This is a genomic window from Patulibacter defluvii (assembly GCF_034096925.1).
Lineage (GTDB): Bacteria > Actinomycetota > Thermoleophilia > Solirubrobacterales > Solirubrobacteraceae > Patulibacter > Patulibacter defluvii.
In genome coordinates this window covers 112,258-129,052 of record NZ_JAWZSQ010000004.1, presented here as the reverse complement: position 1 = coordinate 129,052, position 16,795 = coordinate 112,258, and the positions used below count along the sequence as shown (strand labels likewise).

Genomic DNA, 16,795 nt, shown 5'->3' with positions numbered 1-16,795 from the left:
GCAGATGTCCGACGAGCCCACCTTCACGCCCGGCACCGACGACCTTCCCGAGGTCCGGCACGCGACCGGCGCCCACCAGTACGGCCGCTACTTCGAGGAGTTCGAGGAGGGCGCGGTCTACAAGCACTGGCCGGCGAAGACCGTCACGGAGGGGGACGACCACCTCTTCTGCCTGCTGACGATGAACCACCACCCGCTGCACCTGAACGACGTCTACGCCAAGCGCTCGCAGCAGGGCAAGAACGTCGTCGTCGGCCCCTACGTCTACTCGCTGGCGCTGGGCATCTCGGTCTCCGACGTCTCGGGCCTGGCGATCGCCAACCTGGCCACCGACGAGCTGAGCCACCCGAACCCGGTCTTCCACGGCGACACGCTGTTCGTCGAGACCGAGGTGCTGTCGAAGAAGGCCTCGCAGTCGAAGCCCGACCGCGGCGTCGTGATCGTCCACACCCGCGTCTTCAACCAGGACGGCCTGCTGGTCGCCGAGTTCAAGCGCCGGGTGCTGGTCCCGAAGAAGAACCCGGGCGCCTGAGCCCGTCGCCGTCGTCCCCGGTCGGGGGCGACGGCCGACCGTCCTACAGCCCGCCGATCCGCGACGGCGGCCAGTAGCTGGCCACCGCCCGCCCGATCACCCAGTCGACCGGGACCGGGCCCCAGAAGCGACTGTCGTCGGAGTTGCCGCGGTTGTCGCCGAGCACGTAGACGGTGCCGCGCGGGACCACGATCGCCCGCTCGAAGCTGCACGACGGGTCGCGCGGGCAGCCGCGGATGAACGGCTCGGCGCTGCGGCGGCCGTTGCGGACCACCCGCCCGCGGCGGAGCGCGATCCGGTCGCCGCCGACGCCGACCACGCGCTTGATGAAGGTCTCGCCCGCCCGCCGCTCGCCCGCGACCGCGCAGGGGGTGTCGCTGCCCGAGCCCTGGTATGGATCGGCGCAGCGCTGCTGCTCGGCCCCGACCGGCGGCCGGAAGACGACGACGTCGCCGACCGAGGGCGACTCGCCGAGCCGGTGGGTGATCCGCTCGACCACCACCCGCTGGCCGATCCGCAGCGTCGGTTCCATCGAGCCGCTGGGAATCTTGTACGGCTTGACCGCCAGCGTCTGGACCGCGAACACCAGGCCGAGCGCGACCGCCACCGTCAGCAGCATCGAGAGGACCGCGTTGCGGGGCCAGCGGAGCGGGGGGACGCGCACCCGTCGATCGTCGCAGAGCGCCACCCCGTCCGCCCCACGCGCGACGATCGGCGCGTGGCCGACGACCAGCGCACGCGGCGGATCCTCGACGCCGTCCGGGCGATCCCCGAGGGCTACGTGCGCACCTACGGCGACCTCGACCCGCAGGCGCCGCGGCTGGTCGGCCGGGTCCTGCGCGAGACCACCGAGACCGTCCCCTGGCACCGCGTGGTCCGCGCCGACGGCTCGCTGGCGATCGGCGGCGAGCAGCGCGCGCGGCTGCGGGCCGAGGGCGTGCCGCTGCGCGGCGAGCGGGTCGACCTGGCCGAGGCGCGGCTGCCGCTGCCGCCCGGCGAGCACCTCGAGCTGCCCTGACCGGCGGTGCGCCGTCCGCGCGGCGCTACGCTGCGCCGGTGGACGAGGCCGAGGCGGCAGCGCAGGCGGGCTGGGCCCTGATGAACCAGCTCCGGGCGCGGGCGGCGCTGTGGTCGGGGTCGACCTTCGACGAGCTGCGGGCGCGCGACCCGCGGTTCCACCGCCCGGCGCCCGAGCTGGTCGCGCTGCTCGCCCGTCAGCGGCAGCCGCTGCTGGCCTGGCTGCGGCAGGACGACGGCGACGCCGCCACGACCCTCGGCGCGGGGCTGCTGGAGTGGTTCGAGGCTCACCACCAGTTCGCCCAGCCCGACGACGGCTGGCGCGAGCGCGTCCACCGGCTCTACCGCGCCGGCGCCGACGACCTGGTCGAGCTGCTGGAGCACCTCGGCGACGACGAGCTGCCGGACGGCGCCGCGGCCGTCTTCGCCCGCCACCAGGAGCGGATCGCGGCGATGCTCGACGACGAGCTGGGCCCGCGGGTGCAGGAGGTCGTCAGCGGCCACTACGCGCCGACGCTCCAGCTCCAGGCGCTCGCGCTGGCGGCTCCCGGCGCCGCCGAGGGCCCGGTCCTCGACCTCGGCTGCGGGCCCTCCGGCGCGCTGGTCCAGGTGCTGCGCGGGGCCGGCGTCCAGGCGCTCGGGATCGACCGCCACGGCGACGCGCCGGGCGTGATCCGCGGCGACTGGCACCGGCTGGAGCTGGGCCGCGCGGTCTGGGGGACGGTCGTCTCGCACCTGGCCTTCTCGCTCCACGCCTGGGCCCGCCAGGCCGACGTCCACGCGGCCCGCCGCGACGGCCGCACCTACCTGCGGGTGCTGCAGTCGCTGAAGCGCGGCGGCCGCTTCGCCTACGTGCCGAGCCTGCCGGCGCTCGAGCGGCTGCTGCCCGCCAACGACTTCCGGGTCGAGCGTCACGCGCTGCCGCCCGAGCTGGTGGTGGCGGCCAGCGGCGCCGGTCCCCACGACCTGCTGCAGGCGACCCACGTCGTCCGCCTGACCGGCTGAGCGACCGCGGTCGCGGCGCGGCGGCCGTTTGTCCAGCCGTCCAACCGCGGCGGCGCGCGCTTCGACAACGGGCCAACGGCGCGGCGCCAGCCGCGGGCGAAGCTGCGGCGTCCCCGCATGCCGGCGGCGGTCACCAGGAGACCGACCGCCGCGAACGCGTGCCCGGAAGGGAGTCCAGTCGACATGAAGCTCGTGATCGGGATCGTCCGTCCCGAGAAGACCAACGACGTGCTCGAGGCGCTGTACCGCGCCGACGTGCGCGGCATCACCATGACCAAGGTCCAGGGCCACGGCGGCGAGCTGGAGCGGCAGGAGACCTACCGCGGCACCACCGTCCGGATGGGGCTGGCCGACAAGGTCCGGTTCGAGATCGCCGTCTCGGACGCGTTCGTCGACCCGACGATCGCGGCGCTGCGGGACGGCGGCCAGACCGGCGAGGTGGGGGACGGCAAGATCTTCGTCGTCGACCTCGAGCAGGTGGTCCGGATCCGCACCGGCGAGACCGACCACCAGGCCGTGACGCCGGCGGCGGGCACGTGATCCTCGCCGCGGCCCGGATCGACACCGGCGACACGGCGTGGATGCTCACGGCCACGGCGCTGGTGCTGCTGATGACCCCGGCGCTCGGCCTCTTCTACGCCGGGCTGGTGCGGTCGAAGAACACCCTCAACACGCTGATGATGGTGACCGCCGCGCTGGCCGTGGCCACGATCACCTGGGCGCTGGTCGGCTACTCGCTGGCCTTCGACGGCGACGGGGCGCTGCTCGGCGGGCTCGGCCACGTCGGCCTCCACGACGTCGGCTTCGCCCCGCGCGACGGGACGACGATCCCGCACCTGCTGTTCATGGTCTTCCAAGCGACCTTCTGCATCATCACCACGGCGCTGGTAGCGGGCGCGGTGGTCGAGCGGATGCGGTTCGTGCCGTTCGTGATCTTCGCGACCCTCTGGTCGGTGCTGGTCTACGCGGTGCTCGCCCACTGGGCCTTCGGCGGCGGCTGGCTGCAGGCCAACGGCACCCTCGACTTCGCCGGCGGCGTCCCGGTCGAGATGGGCTCCGGCTTCTCGGCCCTGGCCGCGGCGCTGGTGGTCGGCGCGCGGCGCGACTACGGGCGGGTCGCGCTGCTGCCGCACAACGCGGTCTTCGTGCTGCTCGGCGCCGGCCTGCTGTGGTTCGGCTGGTTCGGCTTCAACGGCGGCAGCGGCTTCGCCACCGGCCAGCCGAGCATCCTCGCCTTCACCAACACGCTGCTGACCCCGGCCTGCACGCTGGCCACCTGGTTCGTGCTCGACCTGATCCGCAGCCGCCAGGTGACGGCGATCGGCGCCGCGACCGCGATCGTCGTCGGCTGCGTCGGCATCACCCCGGCGGCCGGCTTCATCAGCCCGCTGTGGGCGATGGTGCTGGGCGTCGTCGCGGCGCTGCCGAGCTACGTGATCATCATCTGGCGGACGCGGACCCGGGTCGACGAGACGCTCGACGTGCTCGCCGCCCACGGCATGGCCGGCCTGACCGGGATCGTCTTCATCGGCTTCGTCGCCCAGCAGGGCTGGAACGGCGTCTCCGACGGGCTGCTCTACGGCAACGCCAAGCAGCTGCTGTGGCAGCTGATCGCCGTCGCGGCCGCCACCAGCTACGCGTTCGCGATGACCTGGGGGCTGTTGAAGCTGATCGGCCGCTTCTCGCCGCTGCGGGCGACCCGCGACGAGGAGGCGCTGGGGATGGACCTCGTCAGCCACGGCGAGGAGGCCTACGCCACCGGCGAGGGTGCGCTGCTGGTCGCCGAGACCACCCCGCGCGGCCGGATCTGAGGCTGAGCGGAGACCGGACCGTCCCCGCCGCCGGACGCGGCGGGGACGACCGGCCGGTTCCCCCGTCGCGCTAGCGCGGGAAGAGTCGCGGCATCCGGGCCAGCAGCCGCAGCGAGCCGCTCGGCCGCATCCGCCGCGTCAGCAGCAGCCGGCGGGCGTCGGCCCGGCCGCCGATCACGTCGACCCAGTCGCGGTAGCGGATCCGCAGCGTCAGGTCGGCGTGCGCGGCGTGGCCGGGGGCGGCGGTCGCCGACGGCCCCTCGATCCGCACGTGCCAGGGGTCGGCGTCGGGGAAGTCCCACTCGATCGTGGCCGGGGCACGGAGCCCGTGGGCCGGGTCGATCCCGCGGCGGATCACGTCGAAGAGCACGGCCATCGTCTCGGGGTCGCGGTCGGGCTCCTGGCCGCCGGGGCCCATGATCCCGGCCTTCGCCAGCCGCATCCCCAGCCGCGAGCGCTCGACCGGGGCCAGGTCGAGCGGCACGATCTCCGGTCCCGGCAGCGTCTCGAAGGCGAGGCCGGCGGAGCGCAGCTTGGTCTCGAGCGAGAGCACCGACTCCTCGCCGATCCGGTCGAACGACCAGCCGAAGGTCGTCAGGTAGCGCTCGTCCCAGCCCGGCGGGCGGAAGACGTTGCCCAGCCACGGCACGCACTCGCGCAGCATCTCGGCGACCGCTTGGCGCGCCTCCTCGTTGCCCGGCGTCAGGTCGGCGAGCAGCTTGACCCCGAAGCCGATGTGGCGCAGCTCGTCGGCCGAGACGTGGCCCATGCCCTCGCGGAAGCCGGGGAGCACGTCGCGCTCCTCCAGGTACGAGGTGATCATGTGCTGGCCGGGCTGGGCCATCGTCGCCTCGATCACCAGGTGGTAGAGCGTCACCGCCCGGCAGAGGTTGGGGATCGAGCGGTCGGCGCGCAGCTCGTCGGCCATCCGGTCGAGCCGCTCGAAGACCTGGTTGAAGCCCCAGCTGAGCAGCGGCCGGATCTCCTGCAGGCCGGAGGCCGGGTCGCCCTTGCCGACGCCCAGCGCCTCGTGCATGAAGCGGGTGAAGAAGACCGCGTGGCGGGCCTCGTCGACCTGCTGCGTGGTCAGGAAGTACTTCTGCTCCTCGAGCGGCGCGGCGTCGATGTAGGGGGAGAGGTTGTCGGCGACGGCGTCCTCGCCCCAGAAGAAGAGCGCGTAGTTGAAGAGCGCCGCCTCGCGCTCGAAGGGCGTGAACTTCTCCTGCCAGTCGATCGCGTCCTGGGTGAAGTCCAGGTCCATCGCGCTCCAGTTGCCGTGCTCCCAGCGGCGGTAGAGGTCGCGGTAGGAGATGTGGTCCGTCGGCCGCGAGCGCGACGGAGCCTCGGTGGTGGCCATCGGGTCTCTCTCTCGGTCGGCCGTGCGCTCCGGGTCGCACAGTCATAATCGACGCTATCCGAATAGCGATCGCTCTGACAAGGGCGGCGTTGTGAGAGGATCGTCACGGATGGCGACACGGCGGATGACCCGGGAAGAACGGCGGATCGAGACCCGCGAGCGGCTGATCGAGGCCGCCGGCGAGGTCTTCGCGTCGCGCGGCTACCACGCGGCCTCGGTCGACCAGGTCGCCGAGCGCGCCGGCTTCACCACCGGCGCCGTCTACTCGGCGTTCGGGTCGAAGGAGGAGTTGTTCCTGGCCGTCGCCGAGGACCACCTGCGGCGCAACGTCGCCGAGCTGGAGGCGGCCGCCGCCGGCGGGGCGACCGTCGACGCGCGCGTCCGCGAGGGCGCCGAGCACTGGATGGAGATCGTCGAGCGCTCGCCGGAGATGGTCCTGCTGCACACCGAGTTCTGGGCCTACGCGGTCCGCGACCCGGCGGTCCGGCCGCAGGTGGCGGCCCAGTTCGCCGAGGTCCGGGCGGCGATCTGCCGGCTGCTCGACCTCGGCGCCCGCGAGCTGGGGCTGCGGCTGACCGTCCCGGTCGAGGAGGTCGCGATCGCGCTCGACGCGCTGGCCGACGGGATCGCCCGCCAGAAGCTGGCCGAGCCGGACGCCGTGCCCCACGACCTCTTCGCGCGGATGGTCGGGGTGCTGCTGGCGGGGCTCTCCGAGCCGGCGGCCTGAGCGCCCGGCTCAGGGCAGCCGCAGCCAGGCCCGCAGCAGGTCGCCGACCAGCGGGTCGCGGGTCAGCGCGCGGCCGTCGATCGCGGCCACCGGGACGATCCCGCGGCCGGCGGTGGCCAGGAACGCGGCCCGCGCCTCGACCAGCTCGCCGACCCGCAGCGGCAGCTCGCGGACGCGGGCGGCCTCGAGCACCCACGAGCGGGTCACCCCCGGCAGCAGCCCGGCCACCGGCGGGGTCGCGATCCGGCCGCCGGCGTCGACCGCGAACAGGCTCGCGCGCGAGCTTTCGCCGACCCGGTCGCTGGGCAGCACCTCGTCGCGGCCGCCGGTCGCCACCAGCAGCGGCTCGTCGGCGCCGGACGCCGCCGCCCGCCGCTCGGCGGCGGCCGCCCAGGCGCGGTCGGCCCGCTTCTGCTCGCGGTCGCGGTCGTGGGGGTCGTAGCCGGGGACGGTCGCCAGCCGCACCGGCGTCGCGGGGGAGACCGGGCGGGCGCGGGCGGCGACCGGGGTCCCGCGGGCAACGTCGAAGCGGACGATCGTCGGCCCGCCGCCGCGGCGGTAGACCTCGGCCAGGGCGCGGACGGCGGTCAGCTGGCGGCCGCCGGCCCCGGCCCGCCGCAGGCGCAGCAGGTGGCGCTCCCACAGGCGGATCCGCCCGTCCTCGACGCGCACGGTCTCGAAGACGGGAGCGGTCGGCCCACCGAGCGGCACGGCGCGATCGTCGCAGGTCCGAACGCCGCCGCGAGCGGCCGCCGGGCGGAATCGGCGTGTGCGCCGTCCACATCGGCTACGGTCCGATCATGCGAGGAGGAGCACGGAGGGTCGGGGTCGTGGGTGGCGTGGCGCTGGGGGCGCTGGCGTCGGCGGCGAGCGCGTCGGCGGCGACCGCGCCGATCGCGATCTCGTTCACCAGCGGCACCAGCACGCCGGGAACGCTGCCGGCGCTGACCACGGCCAGCGCCGCGGCGCCCGCGACCTTCGCCGGCCAGATCGACAGCGCGACGCTGCGGGCGTCGTTCCCGGCCGCGTCGATCGCGCTGCCGCCCGCGACCCGCAGCGGCGTCGACTTCGGCGCCGCGGGGACCGGCGACCTGACCGTCGCCTACACGCCGTCCGACTTCACCGGCACGGTCAACGCGGCGACCGCCTCGCTCGACCTCACGGGCACGATCGGCTACCTCTACAGCGCCCGGATCGGCGGGGCGACCTACGCCTGCACGACCTCCTCGCCGGTGACCCTCAGCGGCGGCCCGCTGAACCTGACCACCGGCGCCTACTCCGTCGCCGGTTCGCACGCGAACCTGCTGCTGACGCCGGTCGACGCCGGCTCGACGGTCTTCTGCCTGACCGGCCTCGGCCCGAAGCTGACCGCGCAGCAGACGGCGGCCGCGTTCGCGGGCACGCTCACGATCCCGGGCCTGATCCCGGCCCCGGCGGTCCCGCCGCCGACGACCCCGACGACGCCGACGACGCCGACCCCGGGCACGCCGCCGCCCCCGCCGCTGGTGCCCGCGCCGACGGTCAAGGCGCCGAAGCTGCGGCTGACGCTGGCCGCGCTGGCGCCGGTCGCCCGCGGCGGCCAGACGACGCTGACGATCCGCCTCCGCAACCCCGGCAACGCCCGCGCTCGCGGGGTCCGGGTCGTGATCGCTCCGCCGGCGGGCGTCCGCGCGGCGAAGACCACGCTCCGCTTCTCGTCGCTGCCGCGGGGCCGGACCCGCACCCTGAAGGTACGGCTGCGCGCCACCGATCGCGCGCGGCCGTCCTCGCGGGTCCGGGTCACCGCCACCGCCGAGGGCGGTCTGCGGGTGCGCGGCAGCCGCGTCCTGCGCGTCCGCTGAGCGGCTCGGCGGGCGCCGCCGGGGCATCCACCGTTCGTCCAGGCCGCGTCCGCGCGCCTCTCCGCCGGCGGGGCGCATCACCCGTGCCCCACGGACGCCCGCGTGGACGCCGTCGGTGCCGGAGGGGGCCTCCGGGGTATCCGTAACGCGCCGGGTTCCCGGTTCCGCTTGAATCCCTCGAATTCCCTAGTGGACTCCGGAGGCTTGAACCAGTGCCCGACACGACCGTGCTCACCGAGAACCGCAAGCTCCTCGCCTGGGTCGAGGAGATCGCTTCACTGACCCAGCCCGACCAGGTCGTCTGGTGCGACGGCTCGGCCGAGGAGTACGACCGCTTCTGCCAGGAGCTCGTCGACGCCGGCACCTTCCGCCGCCTCGACGAGGCCAAGCGCCCCAACAGCTACCTGGCCTGGTCGGATCCCTCCGACGTGGCGCGGGTCGAGGACCGCACGTTCATCTGCTCCGAGAGCGAGGAGGACGCCGGCCCGAACAACAACTGGCGGCCGCCCGCCGAGATGCGGGCCGAGCTGACCGAGCTGTTCCGCGGCGCGATGGCCGGCCGCACGATGTACGTCGTGCCGTTCTCGATGGGCCCGCTCGGCTCGGACAAGAGCAAGATCGGCGTCGAGGTCACCGACTCGCTCTACGTCGCGGTCCAGATGCGGATCATGACCCGGATGGGCAAGGGCGCGCTCGACGTGCTCGGCGCCGAGGGCGAGTTCGTCCCCTGCGTCCACTCGATCGGCGCCCCGCTGGCCGAGGGCGAGCAGGACGTGCCGTGGCCGACCAACGCGGACACGAAGTACATCGTCCACTACCCCGAGACGCGCGAGATCTGGTCGTACGGCTCGGGCTACGGCGGCAACGCGCTGCTGGGCAAGAAGTGCCTGGCGCTGCGGATCGCCTCGGTCCAGGCCCGCGACGAGGGCTGGCTGGCCGAGCACATGCTGATCCTCAAGCTGACCTCGCCGGAGGGGACGGTCAAGTACGTGACCGGCGCCTTCCCGTCGGCCTGCGGCAAGACCAACCTGGCGATGCTGATCCCGACCCTCCCGGGCTGGAAGGTCGAGACGGTCGGCGACGACATCGCCTGGATGAAGTTCGGCGAGGACGGCCGGCTCTACGCGATCAACCCGGAGGCCGGCTTCTTCGGCGTCGCGCCGGGCACGGGGGAGAAGACGAACCCGAACGCGATCGCCGCGATCCAGCGCGACACGCTCTTCACCAACACCGCGCTGACCGACGACGGCGACGTCTGGTGGGAGGGCCTGACGAAGGAGGCCCCCGCCCACCTGATCGACTGGCACGGCAACGACTGGACGCCGGACGCGGACCACCCGGCCGCGCACCCGAACTCGCGCTTCACCGTCGCCGCCGCGCAGGCGCCGTCGATCGCCCCCAACTGGGAGGACCCGGCCGGCGTGCCGATCGACGCCTTCCTCTTCGGCGGCCGCCGCGCCTCGGTGGTGCCGCTGGTGCGCGAGGCGTTCGACTGGGAGCACGGCGTCTTCCTCGGCGCGACGATGTCGAGCGAGCAGACCGCGGCCGCCTTCGGCACCGTCGGCCAGCTGCGCTTCGACCCCTACGCCCAGCTGCCGTTCGCCGGCTACAACATGGGCGACTACATGGCCCACTGGCTGAAGGTCGGCCAGACGGCGGGAGCCAAGCTGCCGCGGGTCTTCTACGTCAACTGGTTCCGCAAGGACGCCGACGGCCAGTTCATCTGGCCCGGCTTCGGCGAGAACTCGCGCGTGCTGGAGTGGATCTTCCGCCGCTGCGAGGGCGGCGACGCGGCGCCGGGGGCGGTCGAGACCCCGATCGGCCTGGTCCCGCGCGCGGAGGACCTGAACACCGACGGCCTCGACCTCTCGGCGGAGGACCTGGAGCTGCTGCTGACGGTCGACGCCGAGGCCGTCAAGGCCGAGCTGCCGCAGATCGAGGCCCACCTGGCCCAGTTCGGCGACCACCTGCCGGCCGCGGTCCAGGCGCAGCTCGACGCGCTGAAGCAGAAGCTCGGCGCCTAGCCGGCTGCGAGCGTTCTCCGTACACGGGCCGCCCCGCCGGGGCGGCCCGTCGTCGTTCCGGGCCCCGAATCGAATCCGGTCATGATCTGGCCGCTATCGGCCGTACCGTCGTCGGCGTATCGTCCCCCGCCGGAGCCACCGCTCCGCGACCACCCAGGGAAGGCCACGACGCACCGATGACTCCATCCTCCTCCGTCCCGCACAAGGGACTGGCGCTCGCGCTGCTCGCGACCGTCCAGTTCATCGTCGTCCTCGACGCGTCGATCGTGAACGTGGCGCTGCCGTCGATCGACGACGCCCTCGGCCTCGGGTCGAACCTCTCGTGGGTGGTCAACGCCTACACGCTGGTCTTCGGCGGCTTCCTGCTGCTGGGCGGGCGGCTGGCCGACCTGCTCGGCCGCCGGCGGCTGTTCATGACCGGCCTGATCCTGTTCGCCGTCGCCTCGCTGGTCGGCGGCTTCGCCGAGTCCTCCGGGGTCCTGATCGCCGCCCGCGCGGTCCAGGGCCTGGGCGCGGCGCTGGTCTCGCCGGCGGCGCTCTCGCTGGTGACCACGACCTTCGCCGAGGGGGCCGAGCGCAACAAGGCCCTCGGCGTCTGGGGCGCCGTCGCCGGATCGGGCGGCGCGGCCGGCGTGCTGCTCGGCGGCATGCTGACCGAGTGGGCCGGCTGGGAGTGGGTCCTGTGGGTCAACGTGCCGATCGCCCTCGGCGCGGCGGCGCTGGCCCCGCGGCTGCTGGTCGAGAGCCGCGACGAGGCCGAGCAGCGCCACTTCGACATCGCCGGCGCCGTCTCGGTGACGGCCGGCCTGGCGCTGCTGGTCTACACGCTGGTCGACGCCAACGACGCCGGCTGGGGCTCGACCCAGACGATCGGCCTGGGGGCGCTGGCGCTGGTGCTGCTGGCGGTCTTCGTGGTGATCGAGCGGGCCCAGTCGCGGCCGCTGGTGCCGTTCTCGATCTTCGCCAACCGGACCCTGACCGGGGCCAACGTGATCGGCCTGCTGACCGGCATGGCGCTGTTCTCGATGTTCTTCTTCATCACCCTCTACATGCAGCGGGTGCTGGGCGAGGACGCGCTCCAGACCGGTCTGGCCTACCTGCCGCTGTCGGTCGTGATCATCGGCTCGGCCGGGGCGGCCTCGGCGCTGGTGACGAAGGTCGGGTTCAAGCCGACGATCATCGCCGGCCTGCTGCTGACGGCCTCCGGGCTGCTGTGGTTCTCCCAGGTCAGCTGGCCGGGCGGGTCCTACGCGGCCGACGTGCTCGGGCCGTCGATCCTGGCCGGTGCCGGCCTCGGGCTGACCTTCGTGCCGATGACGATCGCCGCGGTCAGCGGGACCGAGCCGCACGAGGCCGGGCTGGCGTCGGGCCTGATCAACACCTCGCAGCAGGTCGGCGGCGCGCTCGGCCTGGCGATCCTGATCACGATCGCGACCTCGCGGACCGACGACCTGCTCGGCACCGGCGGCGACCCGAAGGTGGCGGCGACCGAGGGCTTCCAGAACGCCTTCCTGGTCGGCGCGGGCTTCGCGCTGCTGGGCGCGGTGCTGGCGCTGGTGCTGCTCTCGACCCAGGCCAGCCGGGCGCACGCCGAGGCGGCCCGGTCGGGCGAGGCGGCCAGCGCCCCGACGGTGGTCTGAGGGCGGCGCGGGAGGGGCGGGTCAGCCGCGACGGACGGCGACCCGCCAGCGGCGCGGGCGGTGGACCACCCGCACCTCGACCCGCGCCGGGCGCGAGGGCGCGGCGAGCGACAGGAAGTCGCGGACCGCGCCGCCGTGGCCGCAGAGCGGGCAGCCGAGCGCGTCGGTCGGGGTCATCGGCCCCGGTCGCGGCGCGACCGGCGCGTCGCAGACGGGACAGGCCAGGGTGCCGATCCCCAGCACGCCGCTGTGGTCGGTCCGGCGCAGGTCGCCGGCCCGGGAGCGGCGGCCGACGGGCTCGGAGTCGGAGAACGCGCGGTCGAGACCCACGGGACGAGTGTAGGCAGACCGGCGGGCGGGCCCGTGGGGAGCGGGGTTGCGGGCTGCTCAGCCGGGAGGCGGGGCGAGGGTCAGGGTGACGGGGGTGGGGATGACGACCTGACGGCAGGGGCGGGACGGCCGGCGGTCGTCGTGTCTTCTCGGCACCCGCATCCGGACGCCGGCAGCGGGTCGCTGTGCGCGGACGACGCCGTCGCGCGGGCCTACGGAGGCGGTCCGCAGCCCGCGGCTGCAGAGCACGTCGACCGCGTCGGCGCGGCGGAGCCCGATGGTGCGGGGGACGACGATGCGGCGGTCGTCGGACACGATCCCATCCGGGATCGGCTGCTCCCGCCGGGCGCCCGTGATCCGGCGGCCGGCCAGCGGGCGGGACAGGCGGACGGTGACCGGAGGCCCGCTTCGGGCGACCAACGAGCAGGCCGTGTCGTCGTCGCGGGGCGTCCGCTCACGGACGCTGGCGGCGATCTCGACCCGTTCGTCGGTCTCGGCCACCAGCCCGACCCGCGGCGGCCCGATCTCGCAGCCGCCCCAGCCGGCCGGTTGGATCCGCAGGCCCCGCTGGTCAGCGGTGATCCCGATCAGCGCCCATCCGTGGGAGCGGGTGCGGAGCGCCTCGCGCAGCAGCAGCGACCAGGCCAGGGCGCCGCCGCCGGCCAGGCCGGCGAGCACCAGCAGGACGATCAGGGCGCGCCGCCGCACGATCGTCGAGGCTCGCAGATCGGGGCCCGCGAGGCGTACGCTGCCGCCATGGCCGGCTGGGACGACGTGCGCACGATCGCCATGGCGCTGCCGGGGGCGAGCGAGCGGCAGTCGCACGAGGACCTGACCCAGTGGCGGGTCAAGGACAAGCTGTTCGTCTGGGAGCGACCGCTGCGCCGCGCCGATCTGGAGGCCCTGGGCGACGACGCGCCGTCGGGCCCGATCCTGGGCGCGCGGGTCGAGCACGTCGACCTCAAGGACGCCCTGATCGCCACCGATCCGGCGGTCTTCTTCACCACCCCGCACTTCGACGGCTACCCGGCGATCCTGGTCCGGCTCGACGCGATCGGCGACGATCAGCTGCGCGAGCTGGTGGTCGACGCCTGGCTCGCACGGGCTCCGAAGCGGCTGGTCGACGCCTACCTGGCCGACGGCGGCGACGGCGGCGGGGAGCGGTGACGCGGGGCAGGAGGCTCGCGGCGTGCGGCGCGCTGGCGATCGTCGCCGCCGTGGCGCCGTGGCTGACCTGGATCGGCCGCGAGCGAGCATCGGAAGAGTGCGGGTGGACGTGCTACGTGCCGCTGCCCGCCGGTGCGCAGCTGCACCGGATCGACGGCGTGACCGGGTTCGCGGTCGCGCCGGTGGCGGCCGTGGCCGCGCTGGCGCTGGCGATCCTGCTGGTGGCGTGGGCGCGGTGGTCGTCCCCGGTCCTGGGCGCGGCGGTGGTCGCCGCGGGGGTGGCGACCGTGGCCGGCGCGGCCGCCGCATGGTCGACCCACGTTCACGATCCCGGCATCGTCGAGGTGGCCGGTCGCGCCTCGGACGACCGCTTCCTGTCGCCGGCTGTCGGCGTCGGCCTCGCCCTGGCGGCGCTGGCCGGCCTGGTCGCGATGGTCGCGGGGGCGGGAGCCACGTGGAGGGCCCGCCACCCCCGCGAGCGATGAGTCTCCGCCCCGCGGCCGGTCTCTTGTTGCGAGCGTCCCCCGAACCCAGGAGCCCACGATGCCCAGCCAGTCGCTCGACCACGACTTCACCGCCGTCCTCCGCAAGAGCCCCAGCGAGGGCGGGTGGACCTACGTCCAGATGGAGGGCTCGGCCGCCTTCTTCGGCACCCGCGGGCTGGTGAAGGTCCGCGGGACGATCGACGGCGAGCCGTTCCGCAGCTCGTTCATGGCCCTCGGCGACGGCACCCACAAGCTGCCCGTGAAGGCGGCCCTGCGGCGGACGATCGGCAAGGACGAGGGCGACACCGTCGCCGTCCACCTGGCCGAGCGGCTGAACTGAGCCGGCCGCGCCGCCACCCCGCCTCGCCTACGGCAGCCGCCAGTCGAACGGCGCGCCGCCCAGCTCGACCAGCGCCTGGTCGGTGCGGCTGAACGGGCGCGAGCCGTGGAACATCCGCGCCGACATCGGCGAGGGGTGGGCGGCCGTGACCACCCGGTGGCCCTCCAGCGGCAGCCGCTGGACGACGTTCTGGGCGTGGCGACCGAGCGCCAGGAAGACCAGGCCCCGGCGCGCGGTCGCCAGCCGTCGCAGCAGCTCGAAGGTCACCTCGTGCCAGCCGGCGGCGCTGTGCGATCCCGGCGCGTTGGGCGCGACCGTCAGCGAGGCGTTCAACAGCAGCGCGCCCGCCGTGGCCCACGGCGTCAGGTCGCCGTTGGCCGGCAGCGGCAGCCCCAGGTCGGCCTGCAGCTCGGTGAACATGTTCCGCAGCGATCCCGGCACCCGCGCCTCGGGCGTGACCGCGAAGGCCAGGCCGATCGGCACCCCCGGCGTCGGGTACGGATCCTGCCCGCACAGCACCACCCGCACGTCGTCCGGCGCCACCAGCTCCAGCGCCCGGAAGACCTGCGCCCGCAGCGGCTGGATCCGGCGCCCGGCCGCCACCTCGGCGCCGAGGAATGCCTCGACCCGGGCCAGCGCCGCCCGGTCGACGTAGGGCCGCCAGGCCTCCGGGACCTTCTCCGCCAGGTCGACGGGCGGGGGCGCCGTCGCCTCCATCAGCCGAAGTCGATGATCGAGCGGATCCCGTCCTGGTGGTGCATCAGGTCGAAGCCCTCGTTGACCCGGTCGAGGGTGATCCGGTGGCTGAGCAGCGCCGGCACGTCGACGTCGCCCCGCAGCCAGCGGTCGACGAGCTGCGGCACCTGGGTCCGGCCCTTGACGCCGCCGAACGACGAGCCCGTCACCCGCCGGCCCGTGATCAGCAGCCGCGGGACGATGTCGAGCGTCTCGCCCTTGCCGGCCACGCCGATCATCGTCGCCAGGCCCCACGCCTCGCGCGCCGCCTCGACCGCCTGGCCCATCACGCCGACGATCCCGGTCGCCTCGAAGGTGTAGTCGGCCCCGAAGCCGTCCGTCTCGCCCTTGATCCAGGCCACCGGATCGGCGGTCACGATCCCGTCCGCGGCGACCGTCGGCTCGCTGCCCGCCGGCGCCGGCACGATCAGGTCGGTCGCTCCGTGGTGGCGGGCCATCTCCAGCCGCTCGGGCGAGAGGTCGACCGCGACGATCCGCGACGCGCCCTGGATCCGCGCGCCCGCCACCGCCCCGAGCCCGACCAGCCCGCAGCCGAAGACCGCGACCGTGCTGCCGGCCTCGACGTCGGCGGTGTAGATCGCCGCCCCGAGCCCGGTCGAGAGGCCGCAGGCGAAGATCGAGGCGCCCTCCAGCGGGGCGGCCTTGTCGATCTTGGCCAGGGCGATCTCCGGCATCACCGTGTACTCGGCGAAGGTCGACGTGCCCATGAAGTGCCGCAGCGGCTGGCCGTCGCGCGACAGCCGCGTGGTCCCGTCCGGCAGGTAGCCGGCGTTCTGCTGGTCGCGGATCGCGGTGCAGCGGTTGGTCCGCGGGCTGCGACAGTGGACGCACTCGCCGCACTCGGGGGCGAACAGCGTCACCACGTGATCGCCCGGCTGGACCAGCGTCACGCCGGCCCCGACCCGCTCGACCACGCCCGCGCCCTCGTGGCCCAGGACGCACGGCGCGTAGCCCGTCGGGTCGGCGCCCGAGGCGGTGTAGAGGTCGGTGTGGCAGACCCCGCAGGCGACCAGGCGCACCAGCACCTCGCCGGCCTGCGGCTCGGCCAGGTCGACCTCCTGGACGCTGAGCGGCTGGCCGAACTGCTCGAGCACGGCGGCGCGGATCTTCATCGGGTCTCCTCGTTGGGGATCGGGGTGGGGACGGCGACGCGGCGGGCGAGCGCGGGGTACTCGACCACCAGTCCGTCGCGGTCCAGGGTCAGGTCGGCGGTGAAGCCGTCGGCGTCGTCGTCGAGGGCGACGAACCGCACGACGCCGTCGTCGACGTGCTCGTAGCGCTGGCGCGAGCGCTCGACGGTCAGGGCCGGCAGCGCGACCCAGGCCACCGTCAGCTCGACCTGGCCGGGGCCGCGGTCGAGGTCGTGGCGGCGGACCGGCATCAGGTTGGTCAACGGCGACCAGGCCAGGTCGCAGTCGGCGGCGTCGGCCAGCGTCGCGGTGTCGCCTCCGGGCGCAGGCAGCGCGACCACGCCCTCGGCCCGCGCGTCGATCGTCCAGCGACCGTCGGCGCGGCGCAGGTCGAGCGAGCGCGACCAGCCGGCGCCGGCCACCCGCACCGTCAGCCGCGCGGTCGCGAAGCGGTCGCCGGCCTCCAGCGCGTAGTCGGCGCGGTAGGGGAGCGGGGCGACGCCGAGCTGGACCCCGCTGGCGCGGAGGCCGTCGCGGTCGAGGTCGACGAGCGCGTGCTCGGCGCGCCAGCCGTCGCGCTGCTCCTCGAGGCCCCTCCAGGCGACGGCGATCGGCATGCCCGCGACGCTATCG

Annotated in this window: 20 protein-coding genes; 12 read left to right on the top strand and 8 right to left on the bottom strand. The window is 74.6% G+C overall.

Going from position 1 to position 16,795, the window contains the following annotated elements:
• Positions 1–4: 4 nt before the first annotated feature.
• Positions 5–532, top strand: a complete 528-nt coding sequence (locus tag SH587_RS06165) for a MaoC family dehydratase (RefSeq protein ID WP_320669702.1) — start codon at positions 5–7, stop codon at positions 530–532.
• Between the two features lie 43 nt (positions 533–575).
• Here SH587_RS06165 and lepB read toward each other — a convergent pair whose 3' ends face one another.
• Positions 576–1,196, bottom strand: a complete 621-nt coding sequence (gene lepB / locus SH587_RS06160) for a signal peptidase I (RefSeq protein ID WP_320669701.1) — start codon at positions 1,194–1,196, stop codon at positions 576–578.
• A gap of 54 nt (positions 1,197–1,250) precedes the next feature.
• Here lepB and SH587_RS06155 point away from each other — a divergent pair, with 54 nt between their 5' ends.
• The 4 genes from SH587_RS06155 to SH587_RS06140 all read left to right on the top strand — a co-directional run bounded on the left by SH587_RS06155 (position 1,251) and on the right by SH587_RS06140 (position 4,365).
• On the top strand, positions 1,251–1,550 hold the full coding sequence (locus SH587_RS06155) for an MGMT family protein (protein WP_320669700.1): 300 nt from the start codon (positions 1,251–1,253) through the stop codon (positions 1,548–1,550).
• Between the two features lie 38 nt (positions 1,551–1,588).
• Positions 1,589–2,554: a class I SAM-dependent methyltransferase gene (locus SH587_RS06150; RefSeq protein ID WP_320669699.1), complete on the top strand. Its 966-nt coding sequence runs from the start codon at positions 1,589–1,591 to the stop codon at positions 2,552–2,554.
• A gap of 183 nt (positions 2,555–2,737) precedes the next feature.
• A complete protein-coding gene (locus SH587_RS06145) occupies positions 2,738–3,094 on the top strand; it encodes a P-II family nitrogen regulator (protein ID WP_320669698.1) in 357 nt (118 codons plus the stop codon).
• A complete protein-coding gene (locus tag SH587_RS06140) occupies positions 3,094–4,365 on the top strand; it encodes an ammonium transporter (protein ID WP_375341737.1) in 1,272 nt (423 codons plus the stop codon). The genes SH587_RS06145 and SH587_RS06140 overlap by 1 nt, the downstream gene beginning before the upstream one ends.
• Positions 4,366–4,435: 70 nt before the next feature.
• Here the strand turns inward: SH587_RS06140 and SH587_RS06135 are convergent, their stop codons facing one another.
• Positions 4,436–5,722: a ribonucleotide-diphosphate reductase subunit beta gene (locus tag SH587_RS06135; RefSeq protein ID WP_320669696.1), complete on the bottom strand. Its 1,287-nt coding sequence runs from the start codon at positions 5,720–5,722 to the stop codon at positions 4,436–4,438.
• Positions 5,723–5,831: 109 nt separating this feature from the next.
• Between SH587_RS06135 and SH587_RS06130 the strand changes: the two genes are divergently transcribed.
• Positions 5,832–6,449, top strand: a complete 618-nt coding sequence (locus tag SH587_RS06130; protein WP_320669695.1) for a TetR/AcrR family transcriptional regulator — start codon at positions 5,832–5,834, stop codon at positions 6,447–6,449.
• A 9-nt stretch (positions 6,450–6,458) separates the two neighbouring features.
• On the opposite strand, the gene SH587_RS06125 is transcribed toward SH587_RS06130, so the two are convergent.
• Positions 6,459–7,160 (bottom strand): aminotransferase class IV, encoded by a 702-nt coding sequence (locus SH587_RS06125; RefSeq protein ID WP_320669694.1) that lies wholly within the window; start codon positions 7,158–7,160, stop codon positions 6,459–6,461.
• 119 nt (positions 7,161–7,279) lie between these two features.
• Here SH587_RS06125 and SH587_RS06120 point away from each other — a divergent pair, with 119 nt between their 5' ends.
• From SH587_RS06120 to SH587_RS06110, 3 genes are all read left to right on the top strand, one after another.
• Positions 7,280–8,290, top strand: coding sequence for an NEW3 domain-containing protein (locus tag SH587_RS06120; protein WP_320669693.1), 1,011 nt, complete (start codon positions 7,280–7,282; stop codon positions 8,288–8,290).
• A gap of 212 nt (positions 8,291–8,502) precedes the next feature.
• On the top strand, positions 8,503–10,314 hold the full coding sequence (locus SH587_RS06115; RefSeq protein ID WP_320669692.1) for a phosphoenolpyruvate carboxykinase (GTP): 1,812 nt from the start codon (positions 8,503–8,505) through the stop codon (positions 10,312–10,314).
• A gap of 176 nt (positions 10,315–10,490) precedes the next feature.
• Complete coding sequence (locus SH587_RS06110) at positions 10,491–11,954, top strand: MFS transporter (protein WP_320669691.1); 1,464 nt, start codon at positions 10,491–10,493, stop codon at positions 11,952–11,954.
• A 21-nt stretch (positions 11,955–11,975) separates the two neighbouring features.
• On the opposite strand, the gene SH587_RS06105 is transcribed toward SH587_RS06110, so the two are convergent.
• Both SH587_RS06105 and SH587_RS06100 read right to left on the bottom strand, forming a co-directional pair.
• Positions 11,976–12,284: a hypothetical protein gene (locus SH587_RS06105; RefSeq protein ID WP_320669690.1), complete on the bottom strand. Its 309-nt coding sequence runs from the start codon at positions 12,282–12,284 to the stop codon at positions 11,976–11,978.
• Positions 12,285–12,341: 57 nt separating this feature from the next.
• A complete protein-coding gene (locus SH587_RS06100; RefSeq protein WP_320669689.1) occupies positions 12,342–12,992 on the bottom strand; it encodes a hypothetical protein in 651 nt (216 codons plus the stop codon).
• A gap of 48 nt (positions 12,993–13,040) precedes the next feature.
• Here SH587_RS06100 and SH587_RS06095 point away from each other — a divergent pair, with 48 nt between their 5' ends.
• From SH587_RS06095 to SH587_RS06085, 3 genes are all read left to right on the top strand, one after another.
• A complete protein-coding gene (locus tag SH587_RS06095; protein ID WP_320669688.1) occupies positions 13,041–13,451 on the top strand; it encodes an MmcQ/YjbR family DNA-binding protein in 411 nt (136 codons plus the stop codon).
• A 116-nt stretch (positions 13,452–13,567) separates the two neighbouring features.
• Positions 13,568–13,936 carry a hypothetical protein gene (locus tag SH587_RS06090; protein WP_320669687.1) on the top strand — a complete coding sequence of 123 codons (369 nt, stop codon included), beginning with the start codon at positions 13,568–13,570 and terminating at the stop codon, positions 13,934–13,936.
• Between the two features lie 58 nt (positions 13,937–13,994).
• Complete coding sequence (locus tag SH587_RS06085) at positions 13,995–14,276, top strand: DUF1905 domain-containing protein (RefSeq protein ID WP_320669686.1); 282 nt, start codon at positions 13,995–13,997, stop codon at positions 14,274–14,276.
• A 27-nt stretch (positions 14,277–14,303) separates the two neighbouring features.
• Here the strand turns inward: SH587_RS06085 and SH587_RS06080 are convergent, their stop codons facing one another.
• From SH587_RS06080 to SH587_RS06070, 3 genes are read right to left on the bottom strand one after another with little or no spacing between them, the layout of a single operon-like run.
• The gene (locus SH587_RS06080; protein ID WP_320669685.1) at positions 14,304–14,993 is read right to left on the bottom strand and encodes a uracil-DNA glycosylase; all 690 of its coding nucleotides are present in this window, start codon (positions 14,991–14,993) and stop codon (positions 14,304–14,306) included.
• A complete protein-coding gene (locus SH587_RS06075) occupies positions 14,993–16,144 on the bottom strand; it encodes an alcohol dehydrogenase catalytic domain-containing protein (protein ID WP_320669684.1) in 1,152 nt (383 codons plus the stop codon). The genes SH587_RS06080 and SH587_RS06075 overlap by 1 nt, the downstream gene beginning before the upstream one ends.
• Complete coding sequence (locus SH587_RS06070; RefSeq protein ID WP_320669683.1) at positions 16,141–16,779, bottom strand: putative glycolipid-binding domain-containing protein; 639 nt, start codon at positions 16,777–16,779, stop codon at positions 16,141–16,143. The genes SH587_RS06075 and SH587_RS06070 overlap by 4 nt, the downstream gene beginning before the upstream one ends.
• Positions 16,780–16,795 lie beyond the last annotated feature (16 nt).

Bases quoted from the DNA above. Each gene is read 5' to 3' on its own strand.
- SH587_RS06130 (WP_320669695.1), top strand. From the start codon at position 5,832: ATGGCGACACGGCGGATGACCCGGGAAGAACGGCGGATCGAGACCCGC.
- SH587_RS06080 (WP_320669685.1), bottom strand. From the start codon at position 14,993: ATGGAGGCGACGGCGCCCCCGCCCGTCGACCTGGCGGAGAAGGTCCCG.
- SH587_RS06110 (WP_320669691.1), top strand. From the start codon at position 10,491: ATGACTCCATCCTCCTCCGTCCCGCACAAGGGACTGGCGCTCGCGCTG.
- SH587_RS06075 (WP_320669684.1), bottom strand. From the start codon at position 16,144: ATGAAGATCCGCGCCGCCGTGCTCGAGCAGTTCGGCCAGCCGCTCAGC.
- SH587_RS06145 (WP_320669698.1), top strand. From the start codon at position 2,738: ATGAAGCTCGTGATCGGGATCGTCCGTCCCGAGAAGACCAACGACGTG.
- SH587_RS06165 (WP_320669702.1), top strand. From the start codon at position 5: ATGTCCGACGAGCCCACCTTCACGCCCGGCACCGACGACCTTCCCGAG.
- SH587_RS06085 (WP_320669686.1), top strand. From the start codon at position 13,995: ATGCCCAGCCAGTCGCTCGACCACGACTTCACCGCCGTCCTCCGCAAG.
- SH587_RS06095 (WP_320669688.1), top strand. From the start codon at position 13,041: ATGGCCGGCTGGGACGACGTGCGCACGATCGCCATGGCGCTGCCGGGG.
- SH587_RS06070 (WP_320669683.1), bottom strand. From the start codon at position 16,779: ATGCCGATCGCCGTCGCCTGGAGGGGCCTCGAGGAGCAGCGCGACGGC.
- SH587_RS06135 (WP_320669696.1), bottom strand. From the start codon at position 5,722: ATGGCCACCACCGAGGCTCCGTCGCGCTCGCGGCCGACGGACCACATC.